Consider the following 22,788-nt stretch of genomic DNA (forward strand, 5'->3'; position numbering starts at 1 on the left):
CACAAAAAAGGCTGGACTCACATCGAACCCAGCCTCTTCTTTTAGATATAGAAACTTCTATTACAATGTAAACTCTCCTTCCAACCGGATATCATCCGAAGCAGCTCCAACCATGACTTTGAAGTCTCCCGGTTCTACCACCTGTTTCATTTCCATATTATAAAGAGACAGTTCTTCTTCACCCAATGTGAAAGTAACTTTCTTGCTTTCGCCTTTCTTCAGGGAGATACGTTCGAAAGCCTTTAACAGGATTGGGGACTGGGAAACAGAGGCTACTTTATCACAGATGTAAAGCTGGACAACTTCCTCCCCGTCACAGTCTCCGGTATTGGTAACCGTACAACTGACTGTTTGCAAGACATCTTTTCCATTACCTTTCTGCAACTCCAATTGACTGTAATCAAACTTAGTGTAGCTTAATCCATAGCCAAATGCATAAAGAGGCGTTCCTTCTTCTTCGACATAGGCACGCTGTTTTCCCTGTGAATAGAATAAGGGTAACTGACCTTCGCTACGGGGTACGGATACAGGCAAACGCCCGGCAGGATTATAATCGCCAAACAAAACATCTGCTATAGCTGCCCCACCCTGTTCACCCGGATACCAGGCAGTAAGCAACGCCTGTGCCTTTTCCGAAGCCAGGTTCATATTTAATGTACGTCCCTGGATATAAATAACAACCAATGGTTTACCTGTGGCAGCTACCGCCTCCAGGAGTTTTTCCTGATCGCCCAGCAAACGCAATGTGCTACGGTCATATCCTTCGCCACAATCCATATCCGACAGGAGTTGGTTTCCGTCGTTAGAAACATCCGCAGCACCTGTACCTATATATTTTGTCTTGAAATCGCGGGCACTCGAACCACCGACAACCAAAACAACTGCATCTGCAGCACGGGCAGCTTCTACCGCTGCCGGGATATTACTGGTAGTTATATCACGGATTGCACAGCCTTTTACGTAATTCACTTTCGTTGAAGGAGAAACGGCTTTTCGTATGCCATCCAGTACCGTAACAATCTCTTCACGTTCCTGAGGAGCCGTATAGTCACCCAACTGGTTATACATCATATCTGCATTCGGACCGATCACGGCAATGCTTCCGATATTTTTCTTCAGAGGCAATACACCTTCATTTTTTAATAAAACAATCCCTTCACGGGCAACTTCGCGAGCCAGTTCCTTGTGAGCTTTTGAACGTACCACCTGTTTGGCCTGTTCCGGTGAAACATACGGATTCTCAAACAACCCCATGCGGAATTTCAGACGGAGGACATTAGCGACCGCTCTGTTGAGGTCATCCATGGTGATGGCACCTTCTTCCAAGGCTTTCTGAAGATTCTTTCCATAAGCATTTCCTCCCAGGTCCATATCAAGACCAGCTTTTAAAGCTAGAACGGCAGCTTCCTTATTATCTTTCGCCACTCTTGCCCCTACAATACCTTCGATACTTGTTAAATCCGAATAAACGAACCCTTTAAAACCCCATTGATCACGGAGAACATCCGTCAATAAATATTTATTAGAAGTACAGGGAACGCCATCGATAGTATTATAGGAAGTCATAATTGTTGCGACTCCTTCTTCCACTGCTTTCTTGAAAGGAGGCAGATAATCGGAAAATAACTGACGCATACCGACATTGGCACGTGCACCGTTATGTCCGGCTTCAGGAATGCCATAAGCGGCAAAATGTTTCAAGGTAGAATACAAATGCTTTCCGTCATTCTGCGATTTACCCTGCATACCTTTCATAAAGGCAACTCCCAGATGAGTTGTCAGCACAGGATCTTCACCGAAAGTCTCTTCCATACGTGACCAACGGGGTTCACGGGCAATATCCAGCACCGGACCATAACCGATATTGGCCCCCTGTGAACGTGCTTCCAGGGCAATAGCCTCTCCCATCCGATGCATTAACTCTGCATTCCAGGTACTTGCCTGCGACAAAGATGTCGGGAAGACAGTGGTACCAATTGCCATATGTCCGTGCGGACATTCTTCTGCGAATAGGACAGGGATTCCCAGGCGGGTTTCTTCTACGGCATATTTTTGTAAGGCATTTAATGCTTTAGCTGACAGTTCCGGATTCAATCCTGTCTCCAACGTTTTTTGTGTCCAGGGATCGGCTCGAAGGACTGCCCAGAATGAACCGATAGGCATCGTCTTCATCCGTTCTTTATAAAGGTCGGAAGCAACAACGCCGTTTGTCGTTTTGGTATACATTTCCCAACCCAGCGGACAACATAACTGGCCGACTTTTTCTTCAACTGTCATACGCCCTATAAGATCTTTTACTCTGTCTTCAACAGGAGCCGTAGCCTGTTTGTATAACGGTTGTTGTGCCATTGCATGTCCTGCAAAGGCGATAAGCCCGATAATTAAAGAAGTTGTTTTACTCATATAACATGTGTTATTTTATTTCATTTATTATCTCTTCAAAGTGAACTGCAAAGCAACCGGTTCGTTTTTCAACCCTTTCGGAAGAATAACTTTTACCTTACCGTCCTTGCTGGTATATTTCACTGTTTTGTTACCTTTCAGCATTTTCATTTTTCCTGTCGGAATGTTCCCTGTCCATTCAATTGTTTCAGGCAAATTCTCTCCTTCCGGCAAAGCATAAACAGCATATAATGTTTTACCGTCCTTGTCTGCTGTAAACCAAACATTTCCATCATTATAAACCGGAGTGATACGAGTGTTGTAAATAGCCTTTCCATTGGCTCTCAGCCAGTCACCGATCACATGCAAACGTTCTGCAACAGCATCTTCAATAGTACCCTGTGGCGTAGGACCGACACCCAGCAGCAGACATCCGCCTTTAGCCGTGATTTCAGCCAGCAGACCGATAACTTTCGTCGGTGATTTATAAGGAGCATTAGGAACCCATCCCCAGTCGTTGCTCAAAGTAATACAACTTTCCCAGGGATTATTCAACTGAGTCTCAGGAATACTACGTTCCGGAGTTTGATAATTTTCATTTCTTCCACGGATAGTACGATCCACAGAAATCAACCCCGGTTGAGTAGAAGTACGTACCTTGTTCAATAATTTATCCAGATGGACATCTCCACCGGTCACCCAGCCGCCATCCAGCCAAAGGATATCGAAGTTGCCATAATTAGTCATCAGTTCATCCATCTGGTTATAGGTAAATTCCTGGTAATTTTTCCACCAGTCCGGATGACGGTCTATCTTATAATTCTGGCGGCGGTTGGGAGTTGCAAAATAAGGATTCCAAAACCATTCGCAATGCCAGTCCGGTTTGGAGAAATAACACCCGATCATGAAATCCTTCTGACGGAATGCGTCAAAGACATAACGGGCTACATCTTTTTTGGGGTTATTGGCAAAAGGACCGTTTGCAATAGAAAAATCTGTATATTTTGAATCAAACATACAGAAACCATCATGATGTTTGGTTGTAAAAATCATATATTTCATTCCGGCATCCTTCATAATATCAGCCCATTTGTCCGGATTGAACTGTGTCGGGTTCAGTGATTCCTTCAATCCCCAATACCACTTCTTGTATTCATCGTACGTCATATCCTTTTTACGGGAAATCCAGTCTACATCCTCTGAACAAATAGACCATGACTCTACAATACCCGGAACCGAATAAAGTCCCCAATGGAATAATACACCGAATTTCTGGTCCTGCCATTTATCAAGTTTATCCAAGACCTGTTGATCTGTAGGCCATTCATAATCAGTAGAACGTTCATGAACGAATCCTTGTACTTCTTGGGCGTTTACATTCATAGACAAAGCTACGCCAACTAAACATCCGAATAGTGTTTTCTGGAATTTCATAAAATGATTGTTTTAATTATTGTACATTCTTAATTTTTCGTTTAAGTCAAATCAGATTTAGTATTAAAAATCACGGCAAGTTATAGAAAATATCCCAAATGTAAAAATGTAATCCAGACAATATGTAACAAAAAAATGTATGGACCGGGGCGAGTGATTGATTTGTCAGACGACATTCAATCTCAGCCCGGTCCATACACTTTCTGTTCTATTTATTCCAAAGAACTATTCAATACGATGATCTGCCGGCTTTATATCCACCCATTCACCTTTACGGGTTTCAAACGATAATATGCCATCCTCGTTCGTTACATCTCCGGCATTACCCGTTACTACTGCTTCGTCTGTTCCGAACGGAGAAGCGAGACGTAATGTTCCGCCCTGTTCAGGATAGATGCGAAGTTTGGTGATCTTTCCGTTTTGTTTTTCGGCAGAGATAAGGAAAGCACCCATGGCACGAAGGTTATCAAAAGAGACATTCGACCAGTCGGAAGGGATCGCCGGGAACACACGGATGATTCCGGTATGACTTTGCAAAAGCATTTCCTGGATACCGGCAGCGAAGGCAAAGTTACCTTCCAGGGTAAACGGACGGTATGTGAATTTGGACTTCCCTGTTTTTGTCTGGTCGCCGTTGGCATGGAATGTATTACGCAAGCAAAAACATTCAGCAAATGTACGCAATTCCCGGGCGGCACCATCACCATCAAATGCACGGGCTTTCATATTACCAAACCAACTGTATGAATAACCGGTCCAGTAATCGGGACCATAATCCTGTAACTTCTTTATTGTAGCTTTAATGATCTGTTGTGACTTTTCACCCTGGCTCCAATCCAGCAAACCCAACGGATGGATAGCCATCGCATGAGAGAAATGACGGTGGGACTGATCGTATGAGAAACCTTTGGCAAACGTCAAGGCACCATCCTTATCCACATCCAGTTCCGGTAGTTGTTCATTCAGTTTTTTCCAATGAGCGGCCTCTTCCGGAATCTCTAATTCCCCGGCAAGTTCAGATGCGGCACTGAAAGCGAACTTCATCAAAGCCAGATCATAGTTTGTCATATCCTTAAACCAGGCGTTGATCGAGTTATCGTATATCTCAGGACTGGAACTCATGGTCAGTTTACGAACACCCTGAGCATCCACCACGGATATTTGTTCCAGGTATGTAGCCACGTCTTTCAGGAAAGGATAAGCACGGTCTTTCAGGAAATCACGGTCCATCGAATATTTCCAGTGAAGATAAAAATGCTGTGCCAGCCAGGCTCCGGCCGTCTGCGACATGGAATATTGAATCCATCCACCCATCGGAACACCTAACAACGTACATACACCGGGGACATTCATACCATCCGTTTCAAAATACTGGCGGGTATATTCCTTATAGACATCCCGCTGATTCCAAAGCGTATTCAGATAACCCAAACCTTCCGTCAGGTGGTTGCCGGTATAAGTCGGCCAGTAACTGAGTTGAGTATTCAGGTCATGATGATAATCGCCTTTCCAGGGCGGGAGTTTACCGTTATCGGCAGTCCATACAGCCTGCAAAGAGATAGGATAAGAGTTTTCGCGGGTGGCAGAACCATATTTATACATTTCATTATCATATTGTTTCTGCAAAACAGGATCCGGAAGTGTGACGGATGACTGTGCCCAATAGTTCTTCCAGAAATTCAGGTGAGACTGATAATCCTGATTCACTCCGCGTGTCATGGCTTCCTGTGTCTTTTCAGTTGCCTTATCGGATTCCAATGAAGAAGTCACACTCCAGACACCATACAGCGTCTTTCCTTTCTGCTCCCAACGAACATTCACATCATACGAAAAACCATTCCAGCCTTCCTGATGATAGGCTATCTGATTCGCATCTTCATCAATAGTACCTTGTTTATAACCTAGACGACGCAAATCCTGCCCTTCTACAGAATTACCGGCTTTATCTCCTCCTGTACTGTATTTGGGAGAAATTAAGGTAGGAGTTATTGACGAGGGTAAATTCTCGAAAACAAACCAACCGACCGGTTCGGTGGCATGAACAAAAGTTTTCAACGTGGTTCCGTTATCCCACGTCGCTTCACAAAGCGCGTCATTCAGATAAAGACGGACATCAGAAGGAGAGCCCAGTTCTTCCAAAGAAAATTCCAGCGCCGCCCCCGGTATTTTGGACGGAGCCGGTTGACGGTCATACGGATGGTCGTATTTCTGCTGAACCGGAAGATAATCCTTTTTCTTCACTTGTTCACGAACCCAGGCAAACCGGTTATTCGGACCGGAGATACTATCCATCGGACGCAAATCCCAAAGGTCTGTCCTGTCCAGGGATAAGCGTAAAGCCGAATCCCGCTGCCAAACCAGGGCACCAACAGTCGCATTTCCTAATGGCATTCCCTCATCCCAAGTCTTTGCCAGATCGGAGAATTGTAAATCGCTATCCGACGGTCTAACCGGAAGATCAATTCCGGCATTGCAGGATGTCAGTAACCACACACTTAATGCTAATAATAAGTTTTTCTTCATAATATCTGTTTTTTTCACTTATATACAAAGATAAAAAGAGGAAATATATAAAAGCAACATACTTCCTCTTTTCTTTATATCCATATCGGATTCTGCAAAAAGATTCCCTAATTTTACAAAAAACCGACAGTCTTTATTGAACGATCATTCCTCCACGATAGCCACTTTCGAAATAACCAGATCAGGACCATTCTTCAGCTTTGCTTTCAAACGAAGTATTCCGTCATTTGAATCTTCACGCATAATATGGAGTTTAACCCATGACTCTTCATTCTCTTGTTTTACCAATTCGTAGTCACGACCTTCGAAGACTAGATGCCCCGTGCGTCCTTTCTTATCCTTGTCGGCAAAACAAACATATAAGGAACCGATGATTCCCGGAGGACATTGGATCGTCAACTCCATCTCCTTTGCCTGCCAGTCGGGAGTTATCTCGTATGTAGTCTTCTTATTGGCAAAGGTTTTATCCGGAGCTGCACAGTCTATATACAGCAAAGCATTGCTGAACTCGCCGGTAACAGTACTCTTCAATGGTTCCACATAAGTCAGCATTTTCTGCAAGGAGGCAATATCTTTTTCATACGAAGGATCAAAATCGTCCGAACTCATATAATGCAGGATGCTGTTCTTCAACTGGCGTGCAGCCGGATTCTTTTCATCTTTCAGGTCAAAGCCGCAGACAAGCAATTTTCCTTTTCCCACTTTCAACTCAAAGATAGAGGCCAGCTTATTATTCCGGTGGAAATCATCGACCGGCTGCGCAATCGGCTTATAACTTTCCGGATAGTCGTTTATATAGAAGGCACGAGCATCTTTATAAACGGATTGCCACTGCCAGTCGCTATGTGAATCGGTCGGGAACTGTGCAAACAACGGATGTTTATCGCGAACAATCATACCGATCGTATTCTTACCCTGCCCGGGGAAGAAAGTCAGCGACCAATATAAAGGATAAAAACTAATCTTATCGCAGGTTTCTTCCGTCCCTAAAGCAGACGCCTGCAAAAGAACCTTCTCTCCTTTTTCCAAACGTTTCAGGCATTCCGCATCCATCCGGTCGGTGACATACACATCTTCGGCCACAAAAGGTTTGCCCGAAGATTTTGCAGACGGATAAACCCAGATATTCCAACGGTTAACGATGGACCGTCCCTGCAAACCGACTTCAACCGTCAGTTTTTGAGCGGCAGAGATAGAAGAAAGATCACAATTTATTTTACCTCCCAGTTCGGAAGTACCTACGGGCCAACGGCGGGATGCAGTCTTTCCGGAAGCGACCAGATTACTGTCTTCATCTTTAATCTTCCAGTAAAGCCCCTCCTGCAAATCTTCGGTTCCGTAATGTGCCAACTGCATTTCAGCCGTAAAAGGTTCGTTGTTTTCCCATACATATTTAGGCATACGTAACAAAGGAACTGTCGTATCATGGTGCGCACGGAACTGTTCAGGCGTTGTAATGCCTTTGCTGTCATAAAAAACATCCAGCCAACCGATCAACGCTTCGCCCTGCCCCTGATAATCCTGCATGCTAAGCAACTGGATGCCGGCACAGGAAGGCGTACGAAGGAAGGATTCTATTTCATATTTGTACATGATCTGGTTCAGGGCACCGGAAGCTGCGACAAATTCCTCATTCTGTTCCTCTATCCTGTTTTTGCGTGCCTGTTCGCGGAACTCTTCGAAGTTACGGGCTTTCAGTACACCTGTATATTTCTTTATCTCCTCCCATTTCGGATAAACCGGCCATTGCCCGATCTCATGCGAAAGAATAGGGATGTCCGAACGTGAATACACATCTTCAAAGTCCCAGGCGGTAGAAGCACCGCCCCGAAGACCGCGGGTTCCGCCCAGTCCGTCCATATAATGGGTGACCATATATTGATCGAGCGGCATGATCTTACGAGCCGTTGAAGTTGCATACAGGCGGCGCGAGTCTTTTTCTTTCAAGGGTTTCATCCACGACTCCATCACTTCGAAATCAGAGTTACCCAACTCGTTACCGATACATTGCATAATGAAAGACGGATGGTTGCCGTAAGCATCGATCATACGGGTTAATTCCTGCTGCACATACCGGTCGGCCGAAGGATTCTTACCCAATCCCTGCGGATGGCCTTTGGTATCCATCTCTTTCCGTTCTTTCTGCTCGACAGACATCCACCAGTCGATCCAAATCGTTTCTGCCTGGATATAAATACCGATCCGGTCAGCCGCGATAAAAGCAGCTTCCGGAGGACACCTGGAATGAAAACGGACATGGTTCAGACCATAGTCTTTATAAATACGGAAAATCTTTTCCCAATCTTCTACCTTACAAGACGGATAACCCGTCAGCGGAAAATGCACGCAATCGAGATTACCACGCAGAAAAACAGGTTTTCCGTTGATAAGAATTTTTGATTTGGATGTTGTCACTTCCCGGAAACCGAACTCAATTTCACGGGTATCGTATATTTTCTTTTTATCCCGTATGGTAACTTTCAACTGATACAAATGGGGAGTGACATCATTCCATAGCTTGATACCCTGCGGCATAGATGCTTTAAAATTCAGTACGTTCGCTCCCTTCCGTAACGGCTGTTCGGTTGTTTCCGTAAAAACAACCGTTCCACTCCCACGCTCGGTCAGTTGCCAGGTTATATGTGCATCGACCTCTTTGGATGAAGTATTCATCAAGATATCCATCAGCTGCAGAGAACAGGGAGAAACCTTGGTAAACACCTGCGGATTAGAGAAATGAACCGGCTCGATCGCCTTCAGTTGCAGGCGTCCGACAGCTCCATTCCAGATACTTTGCGTATATTCCGTATAGACATGACCTTTATCGCCAATATTATAGATCAGATCATTATTGATACGAATAGTCAAACGATGCTTACCAGGGGATAGATAACCGAGATCATGGTAATGGGGAGTAGACAAAGCATCCTGCACGGACACCTCCTTTCCATCCACAAAAACACGTGACTCCCATAAGACGCGTTCCAGTTCCATCCGAATGCGTTTTCCGTTCCATTCGGATGGAATTTCAATTTCTCTCGAATACCAGGCCGGACCGTAGTATTTATAAGCACGGGTCAAGATACCGAAATCGGAACCGGACGTCTTCTCGCCATATTGCGCTTCATCGGTTGTTCCCGGCAAGGCAATCGTTTTATCAAACGAACGGTCTTGCCAGTTTTCTTTCATCCCCTGATCGGCAGGGTCGAGACTGAACTGCCAGGTTCCTGCCAACGATTGAATATCCTGCGCATGCAGATAACATCCCAGAGTTAAAGAAAGTAGTGTTAGTGAAATAGTTTTGCTTAGCTTCATATAAAATTAGTTTCTGATACAGTCAATTAGCCCGGTCACAGTATGATTTACCCGCCAGCATGTGTGGATAAACTCCAATTCTTTATTCATATCACAGCTGTGAAACAAAAGAAACTCAACTGTGATACAAACGGAATCCAACTGTGAAACAAAAGAAATACATCTGTGATATGGAAAGAGTATTTGCTTATTCCGTCATAAACTTGAAATTATATTCACTGAATGACCAAATCTTTTTTCCTTTCGGTTGAACGGCTTTCCCTTTTTTCTTTCCTTTCTTATCAACCGTAACGGTCAGGTCGATGCGGGTAAACTCTCCCTTTTCGTAGTTATAGGAACTTCCGTCATCATCATATAAAGAATATGTGCCCGGTTTGTTTCCATAATGCCGTACTTCCAGCGGATATTTCTGATCACCGAATTTCGACATGGCAGGCCAGAGTGGGATAATACCGCCGTCTTTTACATATACAGGAATATGGCGGTCAGCCGGGATAACAGTTATGACTTCTCCCTCACCGGCAAACTTTCCGGTGTAAAAATCATACCATTTACCTTGCGGGAGAACTACTTTACGTTCTTTCTCTCCGGCAAACAAAGGAGCGACCAGGATATTCTCGCCGACCATAAACTGGTCTTTCACTTCCCGGCGTACAGCCATCGCATACGGATTCTCAGTTGCATCCAGCTTACCTTCTTCCGTCTGTGCTTCGACAGAATAACCTTCTTCCAGATTCATGGCACGCACCGGAGGTGTTCCGTAGAATGCGTAATCGGCAAAAGCGGTATATAAATAAGGTATCAACTGAATACGCAACAAAGCGATCTCACGAATATCATCTTCTACATCTGCAAAAGTCCATGGTTTCGTTCCGTCCGCCCAGGCATTCAACTGTGCAATAGGCGAAAAACAAACAGTCTGCATCCGTCGAAGCCATTCTTCCGATGTTTTGGAGGAACGAACTTCCGGTGTCCATAACACGCCGATAAAAGAACTGTTTATCAAAGCGGTGATAAAACCGCGATGGTCGTAATAGTCATTATACAGGACATAAGGATAAGCATTCGTTCCCGCATTACCGGCACGCACCTGCCCATAAGTACGCAGATTCTTTTCACGATACATCTTTACCGTTGCCTGTTGCATCAGCGAACCATACAGGTTACGCAACTGTTCCGCCGGGATACCGGAAGGAAACGTCGCTACGTCAGGCCACAACCAGGAATCATATCCGTCATTCTCATCCATCTTATATCCGCTTATTCCCAGGTCGACCTGATGTTTACGGAAGTGATCGGTCATGATTTTACAGGCTTCAGGCATGGAGTAGTCGGGAACCTCACCCAGCCAGACCGTATGAGAACCGGTATAGGGTTTTATTTTATCGTATACTTCACTATGTTTGGATACATACGGATTCATCCAGAGGTTCAACCGTATATTCCGGTCGAGCATCTCTTTGGCAAAGCCGGGAGCATCCGGGAAACGGGTTTTATCCCATTCGTAGGTACAAGGATAAGCTTTACTATGCCATCCCGGTTCAAGGCCGATCACGGAAAGAGGAAATCCACGTTTCTCAAATTCATCCACCTCTTTCTTTACATCGTTATCGGTAAACAAAGTCGGTGTACGGTGCCAGAAACCCAGTCCCCAACGCGGAGGCAAAGCGCCACCACCATTATACAGATTGTAACGGCGAACAACATCCTGCATGGTTGGTCCGGCAAAGAAAACCAATTCCACACCTTGTGCAGGAACCAGGACTTCAATATTGTCGGAATAAGGTTGTGCAGGCCAGGTCGGATCTGTATTACGGTCTTGTTCCTCCGGGGCATTCGGTCCCTTGCGAACGGCCGTTCCTACCCATAAATCTATATAGCGGGCGGAATTGATTAATACACCATATCCGCGGGAAGAGACGAAGAAAGGAACCGGTGCATGGGTACGGCCGTTATCGCTTCCGGTGTAATGATCCATGTGCAGCCGCATGATACGGCCCCGTTGTTCGACGGTTTTGAAGTTAAGCCCCAGACCGAATATCTTCTCCCCTCTTTCCAACGGGAAACTGATATACGTTTTGCCATCCCTTAATTCTGTTTTTACATCAGCCGGTGAAATAGGTAACCGACCTTCCGCCATCTGCTGCAAGGCTTCTTTCTTCGGAGTTATATCGAGTTCGCTCAGCAGGTTGATCTTTTCGGGTGTGCCTACTGACAGTTTCCATATTCCGGCATATTCATTATTGCCCCATTCTTTTGGGGTTACGTTCGGTTGACTATAGGCTGTCATGACTAAGCCGATAGACGCTAGTAATAAGGTAAGTCTTCTCATGGTATTGTTATATACGTATTTACTCCGCAAAATAAGAGTTTTTCTTTAAAAGAACAAATAGACTATACAAGATAAAAGATGGACAATCATTCGATAAATGCTATACTATTCACGTAAACACATAAAAAACCCCAATATCTTTATATGCATGGATATTGGGGTAAAAAATAATCTTACAAGATTATTACAGTTTCTCTATTTCTTCAAGCGTTAGACCAGTAGCCTCCAAAATAAGTTGAATATCTAGACCTAACTTTTTCATATTTGCAGCAATCTCATTTTGCTTTCGGACTTCACCTTCTACGCGACCTTCGGCTAACCCTTCCATACGTCCTTCTACACGCCCTTCTACACGCCCTTCCATACGACCTTCCATGAGACCTTCCAGCTTTGCACCATCCAGAACATCATTTTGTATCATAATGGCATTCAGGTGTTCATCGTAAGCATGACGTTCTTCGGGAGTCATATTATAATAACGTAGTTTCTCACGCGCCTCTTCCAGACCGGGAGCCGTTGTATCAGAGCGGATACACCCTGTTTTCAGATACTCTATCCATTCTTCCAACGGGGTCACAGCTACTTGATTAAACTCGTTCACACGAATCAGGTAGTATTCCGGAAAAATTTCAGCCGGAAGCTTATGCACAATTGCATTTTTCTCTTTGGTAGTCACTTCCAAACGATCACCCGTATGTACCCCCGTGAAAATATTCTGCCCATGATACAGGTAATCGTCCCCTTTTCCTATATCAAAATATAGAATACTTATGGAGTATATTTTTTTCACTTCGCAATAACGTTCTCCCAAAGAGATATGTTCTGTAATCGCCTTAGCCACACCATAAAGGATGCGTTCAAGATAATAGAGTTCACGTGTATTCTGTACTTCCACAATGATGATATCACCCTTGCTGTTTTTAGCCTTGATATCTACTCTGTTGAATTTATCGTCAATGGTTTGCTGGTTACTTTCACTTTCCAACAACTCGATGATTTCAACCTTTTCGTCCAACAACACGGAAAGGAAGCCTTCCAGCACTCCGAAATTAGCTTTCTGACGCAAAAGACGTTTGATGGCCCAGTCAAAGCGGATATAACTATCTTTCATAAGGCAATACGATTAAACATTTCTATGCAAATATAAGCAATCCAAGTCAATATAGTTTACGGAAGTCTTACTATTTTACCTCCTCTCCCTGAATATTTCAAATCAGTTCGTATGCAATACAATCGCACCACTAATATTATCCCCTGCCTTTAACGGTTTTCTGAACGGAGCATAATAGCTACTCAAGAACATTTCGTTGCCGGCAGTGACGAAATCTGCCACCAGGAAACGGATACGGTCTTTTTCCAGCCATGAACGCCAGTGCTGTTTGCCATCTGAAACGGCGGTTACCTTATTGCCTGCGGCATTGGTTAGGCCGGCGTACCAGATATTACGACGGGTAGAGCGGAAATCGTTGCTTCCCAATTCATTGTAATCGAGGCTCCACGACCAGGTAGGTTCCACCCGCGGATTGAGATGCGAGGGTAAACCGGAATAAAACAGGTCTGCCTCTCCTACCGGACGACTGATATGGTCTTCCGGATAAACACTCCACAGACCATCACGACGCCAAAATGTTTTATTGAAGGTTGCCGGAGCCTCAAAAACCAATCCCCATTGGCGGGGATTTACGTCAGCCAGCGCATTAAATGAATAGCTGACAGAAAGTTTTCCGGCCGCGTTGACAGTCAGTTTATAGCTTCCTTCAAATTCTTTATAGCTTCCTTTTACCGTGACAATGACATCGTCACCGACTTTTGCCGCATCGATTTCCGTCGGTTTCCATTCCGTGCAAATATCATTAAATAAAGGAGTATTTGCATTATGGTTCGGATAACAACCGCCGCCATTCAGAGGAAGCGCCATCAGCCACGGACCGCCGTTCAGTATCTCCTGCTTTCCCTGTTTCAACGACAGGATTTGTCCGGTCGTGCGGCTCACTTCACAAATAAAGTTTTTGCCGGTAATGCGATAACGGTCACTTGCTTTCTTCAGTTGTGTCGTAAGCGGCTGCAATTCCGGCAATTCATTCTGAACCTGTTTACCTACCGGGATGATATACTCGTCGGCAATGAAACCGCGCGGATCGGTAAAAGAAAGATACAGCTCGTTTGCCTGATCCGGATTCATAATCGGAATACGTATCTGACCGCTCTCTCCCGGCTTAATCGAGGCAAAGGAAACTCCCTGTTCATCCCCATATTTCCAGTTGAGCTGCAATTCATTGAAATCAGTATAGGTATATCTGTTTTCCAAATGAATAACCAACTCTTTAGCAGGCGATAACCGGTCTGTTTGCACACGAATCGGACTATATATTTTTTTCATATCCCAATATTCCGGTTTCGGACGACGCCATCCGTCTATCGGTCCCCACGGACCGTAACCCACAGCATCCCCATTCGGCAATTGGAAAATATCGTCGATACCCGACCAGATAGAACCACCCAGCACACCATCCGTCTTATACATATTCTCCCAAGTCGGAGACAGTGCCAGCGCCCAGTCGCTACGTACACCCGGATCGGTCACCAACTCGCAGCGGTTGTAAACATTCAGGTGGCAATATTCCCCATACACCATCGGGCGGTCACTCTTGGCGGCAACCTTATATCCATCCGGTCCGGGATAGTGAATATTGGAGATTGGAGCCGTACTTCCCTGGTTATTGAAACCGCCGTATGCCTGATCATGGAAAGTATGCGGACGAGTCGGATCGGCTTTCTTCACATATACCTCAACCTGGGCAAACTCTTTGTTCCAATACGATTCGTTGGCAATCGACCAGAAGATAACGGACGGATGATTCCGGTAGAAATGAATCGTCTCCATATTTGCCTGCAAGACATACGGATAATATGTACTATCCTGGTAATCGAGTACTTTCCAGTTCTCATTCGCATGATGACCAATCCAGCAAACAGGTGCTTCCACTTCGACGAACATTCCCAGTTCATCACAGATTTCAAGTAATTCTTCGCAAGGAGGATAATGTGACGTACGGATAAAATTACAGTTAGCGGCACGATATAATTCCACATCTTTCCGTTCCAACTCCGGAGTCATGACACGACCGGTAAGCGGGTGCGCTTCATGACGGCAGACGCCTCTCAACTTTACCGGCTTGCCGTTTACCAACAGACGGTTGCCCTGCACTTCTACTTCACGGAAACCGAAACGTTTCTCTATCTGTTCAGTGGTTACGTCCGCATTTCCCAATTCTATTTTCATCGTATATAAATAAGGATGCTCATTATCCCATTTCCGGGGATCGGCCACTTTTCCGGTTAACCATCCGGTCCAGTTTTGGCCCGGAGACAGTTCCGGAATTACCTGATCGAGAACAACGGGAAGGCCGCCGATAGAAAGACGCGCTGCTATATTCTTCTCCGTCTCCTTTCCGGCATTTGTCACAGCCAGATACACTTTGAGTTCAGCATCCTTATATTGTTCATCCAACTCCGTCACGATACGGAGATCGGAAATATGCACATCGGGTACGGCAAAAAGCGTGACTTTGCGCGTAATACCTCCCAGTTGATGAGCGGCATACTGCGTCAGGCTTCCCAGCATATCTGCCAGCGATTCGCTACGGACCTTCAGTGCTAATCTGTTTTCTCCCGGTTGCAAAGCTGTAGTAGCATCCAACTCAAACGCAGTCATACCTCCCATATGGGTCCCTATCTCTTTTCCGTTCAGCCAGACAATACATTCGCTGGATACACCGTCGAAACGCAACTTCACCTGCTTGCCTTTCCAGTCCGCCGGCAACGTAAAAAGAGTCTGATAACCTCCAAAACCGGCAGAATCGACTTTGAATCCCTGCATCGACCATTGTCCGGGCACGACAATCGGACTCCATCCGTCCGTATCGGCCTTACGGGTATAAAAATCAGCTTTCGGAGACGGATTAAACTGCCAGGTTCCGTTCAATGACAGAACCGGATTATACACGCCCGGCACACTGTACGGAACAATTGTATAAACCGGAAGATGTTCTTCCACATTCACGGTCGTATCCACCCGATAACTTTGCGTCTGCGCCAGCGCCAGCTTTTTATCCCCTTCAAAAGGAATCGGTTTCTTTGGATTGGATGAATAAAGATTCAATTCCGAAACAATGGCATTCGGTCCTTTCAATACTTCGAAAACCAGTACCAACTGCCCATACGCAAATGCCTTTTTCGGCAGGTCGATACGATAACGCTGTTCCTTCCCTTTTTCAAGAACGACAGGAGCCTGCACCTCGTTTCCATCGGCTACGATCCGTTGCCGCCGCTCGCTGTCCACCAGATAGACTACCTCCAACTGGTAATCCGCCTGTATATCCAAACGGTCGAAAGCATAGATAACAGACCCTCCGAAATTGCAGGTTCTTGCCGTCATACTTCCTCCCGTTTCATCGGGCATGGTATAATTATCGCCTTTTACCAGAAACGGCTGTTTGCCGTCCACACCACAGTCGTTGGAAGCAACCGGATGCAAGGTCGTTGTTTGTGCGCTCATTGTTACAATCGAAAGTAACAAGATCAAGGTACTTAGAACAGGCCTCCTGTGCCTGGATCGTTCAAGGTTATTCATGCTATATCATATTTAATATTTCTACTGCAATATTACGAATATATGCCCGCTTTACCCGTATATTTTTCCGATAGAAAAAACGAGAGGATGGAACTAATGCCGGATAAACTTATACAAAACGGAATAACGGCATATTACTAATTAATGACCTTATTTCATAATAATAATATATTATTGAATAATAAACAAGATATATAGTTCATTATCCAAATTGTTTCCGTTACTTTGCATCAGAAACAATAAGAGATTTATTTCGATCTTACTTTCACATGTATCTCCTCAGTTATAAACATTGAGTATTTCCATCTCTGATAAAGACCTTCCTAAAGTTTTATTGTTATATTATTAATTTTTTATTTTTATATTTATGAACATGTATATTGGTAACCTTAGCTACAATGTTAAGGAATCAGATTTGAGAGATGTAATGGAAGAGTTCGGAACAGTTGATTCTGTAAAACTTATTGTAGACCGCGACACCAGAAGATCAAAAGGTTTTGCTTTTGTTGAAATGCCGGAAAATGCAGAAGCCTTCAAAGCTATCAACGAATTGAACGGTGCAGAATACGAAGGCCGGGCAATGGTAGTGAAAGAAGCACTTCCCAGAAACTAATTGACTGACATTATATTTATTATATATCAGTAGAAGAAAGGATATTCCATATGGGATATCCTTTTTTTGCGTTTACAGTGTCAGGTTTTCTACGAATCAACTATCATACTATCATTCACTCGTGTAAATCTCTATATACATGCACATTAACCTATGACAGTTACCGCTTTTAACTATCACTAATCTAACATACAACCATCATTTTAACGAGATTTTAACCAAAGAACAGTCATTTCAATTCATAAAAAGTACCTGTAACCGTTCGATACCACCTCTTATAATTCGTCGCCCTACTACCTTTTTATCTCAAACCTATGACTTATTTTCATCCGAATACCTATTTTTTGTTGCCGGCATGCCCATTTCGACCTGTTTCACACCCCCATCTCAACGATGCTTACACCCGGGTGTCGAGCATATCAAGACCCGGGTGTCAAGCAACTTATATTACTATCCATCTGATTTTAAACAGTATACTTACTGAAAAGAAGTACTTATCTATCCGTCTTTTCAAGTAGGCTATGATAGTTGCATGATAGATAAGTGACAGTTAAAAACGGTAACTATCAGAAGACAACACGCATATATACAACATATTACACAAATAAATGATAGTATGACAGTTCATTTCAAAAAACATGATAGTAAATCTGTTTAGTTGAAATACTTATTGTGCCTTCAAACTATCTACCGGATTGGCATTTGCCGCCCGCCAACTCTGGAATGTGACTGTACCTATGGTAATGACCAGTACAATTGTCAATGCGGCCAGATATACCCACCAGTACATCGGTGTCTTATAGGCAAAACTTTCCAGCCATTTCTTAATGCCATAGTAACCGATCGGCGTAGCCAGGGCAAAACATACCAGTACAATATAAATATATGAACGGTTAAGCATTTTCAGAATTTCACTGTTAGTCGCCCCATGTACCTTACGCACACCGATTTCTTTCCGGCGATACTGTGTATCGAATACGACTAATCCGAATACTCCCACAAGCGATATGATTATTGCCAATATGCTGAAAACAGTAATCAGGCTACGCAAATTCTCTTCCTTATGATACAAATGATTAAAGATCGTATCATAAAACTGCACATCAAACGGATAGGCCGGATCAAGATCCGCCAATGTCTTACGGATATGATTAACAGCAGCATGCACATCGGATCCCGCTTTCAGACGAATATAAGATACAGACATCGGATAAGGCATCTTTGACACCACAAAAGCAATATTGTTCTCACCGTTGCGAAGAGAGGTAAACTTCACATTTCCGGTAAATCCGATAATACGGCCGGGAATCCATGACTGAAGAATATCTCCCTGTTCCATATTTACCGCCAGTTTAGCTGTCTCATTAAATATATAAACAGGTTCTTCCGATAACTCATCGGACAAAGAGAAATCGCGCCCCTCTTCAACAGGAATACCCATCACCCGAAGGAAATTGGGAGAAGTCATGATCATGAAAAAATGAAACTCCTTTTGCTTCAAAACGGCTCCATTGGTACTGTAACCATCCTTTGAAGCCACTTTTTCCATGGCAAAAGCAACATCCTCGATATCCGGAAATTCCTTCAACCGGTTTACATATGTCTCATGATGTTTGTTATAAAGTTCTCCGCTTAATTCCACAATAGCAATCTGATCCTTATCGAAACCAAGCGAGAAACTACGCATATAATCATTTTGTAACTGTACAAAGCTAGCCCCGATAATCAACAGGATGGAAACTATAAATTGTACACAGACCAGAATGGTACGCAGTTTACGACCGGACGGAGAAAGTCCGAAACTGCCTTTCAGCACCAGTGCCGGTGGAAAAGAGGTCACATACCAGGAAGGATATAATCCGGCGACCACTCCGGTTATCAATGCCACTCCACCCGTGATCAAAACAATCGGTAAATTCTTCAGGATACTCAAATCAGCTTCCACAAAAGGTAAAGCGGTTGCCCTGCCGAGCATCCAGACCAAAACCAGACTGATCAACCAGGCTATAAGACTGACAATAGCAGCCTCCGCCAGCAAAGCGTTTCGTAATAATCTATCAGAACTGCCCAATACCTTTTGGGTATTGATACTCTTAATACGAAGAGGTGTCAGGACCGTACTGAAGTTGGTAAAATTGATAGCAGCTACGATAATGATCAATAAGGCAATAAAAAATAACAACAAGGTCACTTCGTTATTTCCACTGCGGAAAATCATTCCGTCCTGGCTTTCATTCAGATAATAAATAGCAGTGAGAGGGGTAAGTTTAAGCTGTTGATCTTTCTTTCCTATTTTAGTAAAATCAAAATTTGCATTGAAGTTATCAACCACATCCTGTGCAGATTCCGCTTTATCCAGCAACACATAACAGGCAAAATTACTCGCCCCAAAATTATCCCGCTGAAAAGTCGGTCCGATAGCCGTATAGATCAGATTCCTCATCTGGGTGTTCCCGGGGAAATCTTTATAAACGGCACCAACGGTATATTCACGATTATCTTTGGTCTCAACATTCTCTTCGGCATGCAACATTTTACCTACAGCCGGTTGGTCTCCAAAAATTTTCCGAGCTATGCTTTCAGGTAAAATAAGTTTATCGGGATCTTTCAAACAATCGATATCCCCTTCCAATATCGGGAAATCAAAGACACGGGTAATCTCAGGGTTACAAGTATATACCGGTTCGCGGTAACCAATCTTCTCTCCATTCTCCATAACGGAAAAATAAATAGCCGAATTATAAGGATAGATCAACGATCCGGCCTCAATATGCGGAGATGACTGAATAACAGTTTCTACAAATCCACGGGGTAAAATAAGACCGAATGTACCGGGAGTTTCCAACTCCACTCTGAAAACTCTTTCCGCCGTCGGATGACAACGATCAAAACTACGTTCATAATTTACCTGTATCAGAATAACGATAAAGGCTGCAAATGCAACTGCCAATCCCGCCACATTCAAAAAGGTTGCCATCTTGAACCTACGCAGTACGCTTAAAAAGTTTCTTAGTATTGTCTTCATTACTATTTATGTTTACTTTGGTAATTCAAATTGCATGCCAAAGCAACAACGCACAGAATAACAGAATATTAGCCCAACCGTCAGAAAAGAACAATGTCTAATAATTAGACAATGCTGTCAAATTATTAGACATTGAAACAGATTCTATGTAAAACGCTGTTATTCCGACTTCAAACTATCCACCGGATTAGCATTAGCAGCCTGCCAGCTTTGGTAAGTCACCGTACCGACAGTAATAGTCAGTACAATAAGCAAAGCCAGCGGATAGACCCACCAAAACATCGGAGTCTTATAGGCAAAACTCTCCAGCCACTTGTTGATCCCATAATAACCAACCGGTACTGCCAGCACAAAGCAAATCAGGACAATATAAATATAGGAACTGTTCAGCATCTTCTTCACCGATAGTCGCACCATGCACTTTTCGGAGACCGATCTCTTTCCGGCGATATTGTGTATCGAATACCACCAGATTAAAGACACCCACAAGCGAAATAATGATCGCCAAAAGGCTGAATACCGTGATCAGGCTACGCAAATTCTCTTCCTTATGATATAATTCGTTGAACACAGCATCATAAAACTCGATCTCGACCGGATAAGCCGGATCTATATCAGCCAGTGTTTTATAAATATGTGAAACGGTTGCATCGACATCTGCCCCGGCTTTCAGGCGTATATAAGAAGTAGTTAGCGGATAAGGCAGTTTCCCTGTCACAAAACCGATATTACTTTCTCCCTCTCGAAGCGAAGTAAACTTGACATTGCCTGTCAACCCGACAATATCACCCGAAGCCCACGAATCCATTTTATCCCCCACTTCCATACCTACTTCCTGTTTTGCCGTACAATTAAAAATGTAAGAAGGAGTTTCAGCCATTTCATCGGCCGGATAAAAGTCACGCCCCTCTTCTACCGGGATTCCCATCACACGCAGGAAATTTGCGGAAACAAAGATCATAAAGAAGTGGAAATCATTTTCCTTGACAGAACCGCTGTTCGTACTGTAACCATCCTGCGAACCGACCTTCTCCAGAGAAAAAGCCACATCTTCGATACCGGAAAATTCCTTCAGGCGATTAACATAGGTCTCATGAGATTTAATATACAGGTCACTGCTCAAAGGAACGATCGCGATCTGATCTTTGTCAAATCCCAGCGAATAACCACGCATATATTTATTCTGCAAATGAACAAAACAAGCACTGATAATTAATAAAATAGATACCACATATTGGATACCGATCAACACCGTACGTAATTTGCGTCCCGACGGTGAAAGCCCAAAACTTCCTTTCAGCACCAGGGCCGGAGGAAAGGAGGTCACGTACCAGGAAGGATATAACCCGGCCAGTATGCCGGTAACCAATGCAATAACACCGGTCAACAAGACAATCGGCAGGTTATCTATTATACTCAAATCAGCCTCTATAAACGGCATGGTACCGGTCGAAGCCAGCACATGCACAATGAACAGGCTCGCCAGCCAGGCCACCAGACTGGTAATAGCAGCTTCGGCCAATAAAGCCCGACGTAATACGCAATCCGGACTGCCTAACACTTTCTGGGTATTGATACTCCTGATACGCATCGGTGTCAACGAAGTATTGAAATTCGTAAAATTGATGGCAGCCACTATAATGATCAGTAAGGCAATAAAAAAAAGCAACCAGGTCACTTCTTTATTACCGCTGCGGAAAATCGTACCATCCTGGCTTTCATTCATATAATAAATGTCCGTAAGAAGCGTCAACTTTATCTGTACCTTCCCACTCCCCAACTTGGAAAAGTCGAAGTTCGCATTGAAGTTGTCCGTAACAAGCCGGGCCGATTCCGGATTATCCAGTAAAAGGAAACATATAAAACTACTGGATCCGAAATTCTCACGCATAGTATTATCGATACCCGTATAAATAAGGTTACGAATCTGCGTATTTTCCGGGAAGTCTTTATAAACGGCTCCGACAGTAAAATCCCTTACATTCTTGCTCATTATTTGCTCTTCGGCATGTAATGCTTTACCTACAGCCGACTGTTTTCCAAATATCTTACGAGCCATGCTTTCCGGTAAAATCAGTTTTTCAGGATCGTTCAGGCAATCGATATCTCCTTCGATGATCGGAAAATCGAATACATGGGTCAGCGCCGGATGGCAAGTCTGAATCAATTCATGATAGCCTTCCCGTTCGCCGTTCTCCGTCACCGTAAAATAGATGGCCGGACTATAAGGGAAAATCAGGCTACCAGCCTCGATATGGGGAGATGATCCTATAACAGCCTCGATCAATCCTCGCGGAAGGATACGGGAAAATGTCCCGGCCTCTGCCTCTACCACCTCGCCACTTAATTCCACCCGGTAAATACGGTCGGCCGTCGGATGACAACGATCGAAATTACGTTCGAAGCTGATCTGTATCATAATAATGATAAAGGTTGCAAAAGCAACAGCCAACCCCGCAACATTCAGGAAAGCGGCCAGACTGAAACGGCGCAGCACGCTGAAAAAGTTTCGTAATATTGTCTTCATATCA

General features: G+C 44.1%; 9 protein-coding genes and 1 pseudogene. 1 reads left to right on the forward strand and 9 read right to left on the reverse strand.

Translation table 11 applies throughout. The annotated features are described in order from the left end of the window. Positions 1-60 precede the first annotated feature (60 nt). The 7 genes from C825_RS18090 to C825_RS18120 all read right to left on the reverse strand — a co-directional run bounded on the left by C825_RS18090 (position 61) and on the right by C825_RS18120 (position 16,619). The gene (locus C825_RS18090) at positions 61-2,403 is read right to left on the reverse strand and encodes a glycoside hydrolase family 3 N-terminal domain-containing protein (RefSeq protein ID WP_010803535.1); all 2,343 of its coding nucleotides are present in this window, start codon (positions 2,401-2,403) and stop codon (positions 61-63) included. A gap of 27 nt (positions 2,404-2,430) precedes the next feature. After that, on the reverse strand, positions 2,431-3,816 hold the full coding sequence (locus tag C825_RS18095) for an alpha-L-fucosidase (protein ID WP_007653355.1): 1,386 nt from the start codon (positions 3,814-3,816) through the stop codon (positions 2,431-2,433). A gap of 225 nt (positions 3,817-4,041) precedes the next feature. After that, positions 4,042-6,339 (reverse strand): glycosyl hydrolase family 95 catalytic domain-containing protein, encoded by a 2,298-nt coding sequence (locus tag C825_RS18100; protein WP_010803536.1) that lies wholly within the window; start codon positions 6,337-6,339, stop codon positions 4,042-4,044. A gap of 144 nt (positions 6,340-6,483) precedes the next feature. After that, complete coding sequence (locus C825_RS18105; protein WP_010803537.1) at positions 6,484-9,654, reverse strand: glycoside hydrolase family 2 protein; 3,171 nt, start codon at positions 9,652-9,654, stop codon at positions 6,484-6,486. A gap of 187 nt (positions 9,655-9,841) precedes the next feature. Then, positions 9,842-11,986: a TIM-barrel domain-containing protein gene (locus C825_RS18110; protein ID WP_228100025.1), complete on the reverse strand. Its 2,145-nt coding sequence runs from the start codon at positions 11,984-11,986 to the stop codon at positions 9,842-9,844. Positions 11,987-12,170: 184 nt separating this feature from the next. After that, positions 12,171-13,097, reverse strand: a complete 927-nt coding sequence (locus C825_RS18115) for an Rpn family recombination-promoting nuclease/putative transposase (protein WP_010803539.1) — start codon at positions 13,095-13,097, stop codon at positions 12,171-12,173. 102 nt (positions 13,098-13,199) lie between these two features. Continuing rightward, positions 13,200-16,619 (reverse strand): glycoside hydrolase family 2 protein, encoded by a 3,420-nt coding sequence (locus tag C825_RS18120; protein ID WP_010803540.1) that lies wholly within the window; start codon positions 16,617-16,619, stop codon positions 13,200-13,202. Positions 16,620-16,986: 367 nt separating this feature from the next. Here C825_RS18120 and rbp point away from each other — a divergent pair, with 367 nt between their 5' ends. Then, positions 16,987-17,232 (forward strand): RNA-binding regulator, encoded by a 246-nt coding sequence (gene rbp, locus C825_RS18125; RefSeq protein ID WP_007653338.1) that lies wholly within the window; start codon positions 16,987-16,989, stop codon positions 17,230-17,232. Positions 17,233-17,899: 667 nt separating this feature from the next. On the opposite strand, the gene C825_RS18130 is transcribed toward rbp, so the two are convergent. Together C825_RS18130 and C825_RS18135 are read right to left on the reverse strand one after the other, a co-directional pair. Further along, a complete protein-coding gene (locus C825_RS18130; RefSeq protein WP_010803541.1) occupies positions 17,900-20,257 on the reverse strand; it encodes an ABC transporter permease in 2,358 nt (785 codons plus the stop codon). Positions 20,258-20,416: 159 nt separating this feature from the next. After that, positions 20,417-22,784: pseudogene (locus tag C825_RS18135) on the reverse strand (ABC transporter permease). Between the last annotated feature and the right edge of the window lie 4 nt (positions 22,785-22,788).

This window comes from Parabacteroides sp. ASF519 (assembly GCF_000364265.2).
Taxonomy (GTDB): domain Bacteria; phylum Bacteroidota; class Bacteroidia; order Bacteroidales; family Tannerellaceae; genus Parabacteroides; species Parabacteroides goldsteinii.

Excerpts from the sequence above, each read along its gene's own strand:
- rbp (WP_007653338.1), top strand. The coding sequence starts at position 16,987 with ATGAACATGTATATTGGTAACCTTAGCTACAATGTTAAGGAATCAGAT.
- C825_RS18100 (WP_010803536.1), bottom strand. The coding sequence starts at position 6,339 with ATGAAGAAAAACTTATTATTAGCATTAAGTGTGTGGTTACTGACATCC.
- C825_RS18110 (WP_228100025.1), bottom strand. The coding sequence starts at position 11,986 with ATGAGAAGACTTACCTTATTACTAGCGTCTATCGGCTTAGTCATGACA.
- C825_RS18095 (WP_007653355.1), bottom strand. The coding sequence starts at position 3,816 with ATGAAATTCCAGAAAACACTATTCGGATGTTTAGTTGGCGTAGCTTTG.
- C825_RS18090 (WP_010803535.1), bottom strand. The coding sequence starts at position 2,403 with ATGAGTAAAACAACTTCTTTAATTATCGGGCTTATCGCCTTTGCAGGA.
- C825_RS18115 (WP_010803539.1), bottom strand. The coding sequence starts at position 13,097 with ATGAAAGATAGTTATATCCGCTTTGACTGGGCCATCAAACGTCTTTTG.
- C825_RS18120 (WP_010803540.1), bottom strand. The coding sequence starts at position 16,619 with ATGAATAACCTTGAACGATCCAGGCACAGGAGGCCTGTTCTAAGTACC.
- C825_RS18130 (WP_010803541.1), bottom strand. The coding sequence starts at position 20,257 with ATGAAGACAATACTAAGAAACTTTTTAAGCGTACTGCGTAGGTTCAAG.
- C825_RS18105 (WP_010803537.1), bottom strand. The coding sequence starts at position 9,654 with ATGAAGCTAAGCAAAACTATTTCACTAACACTACTTTCTTTAACTCTG.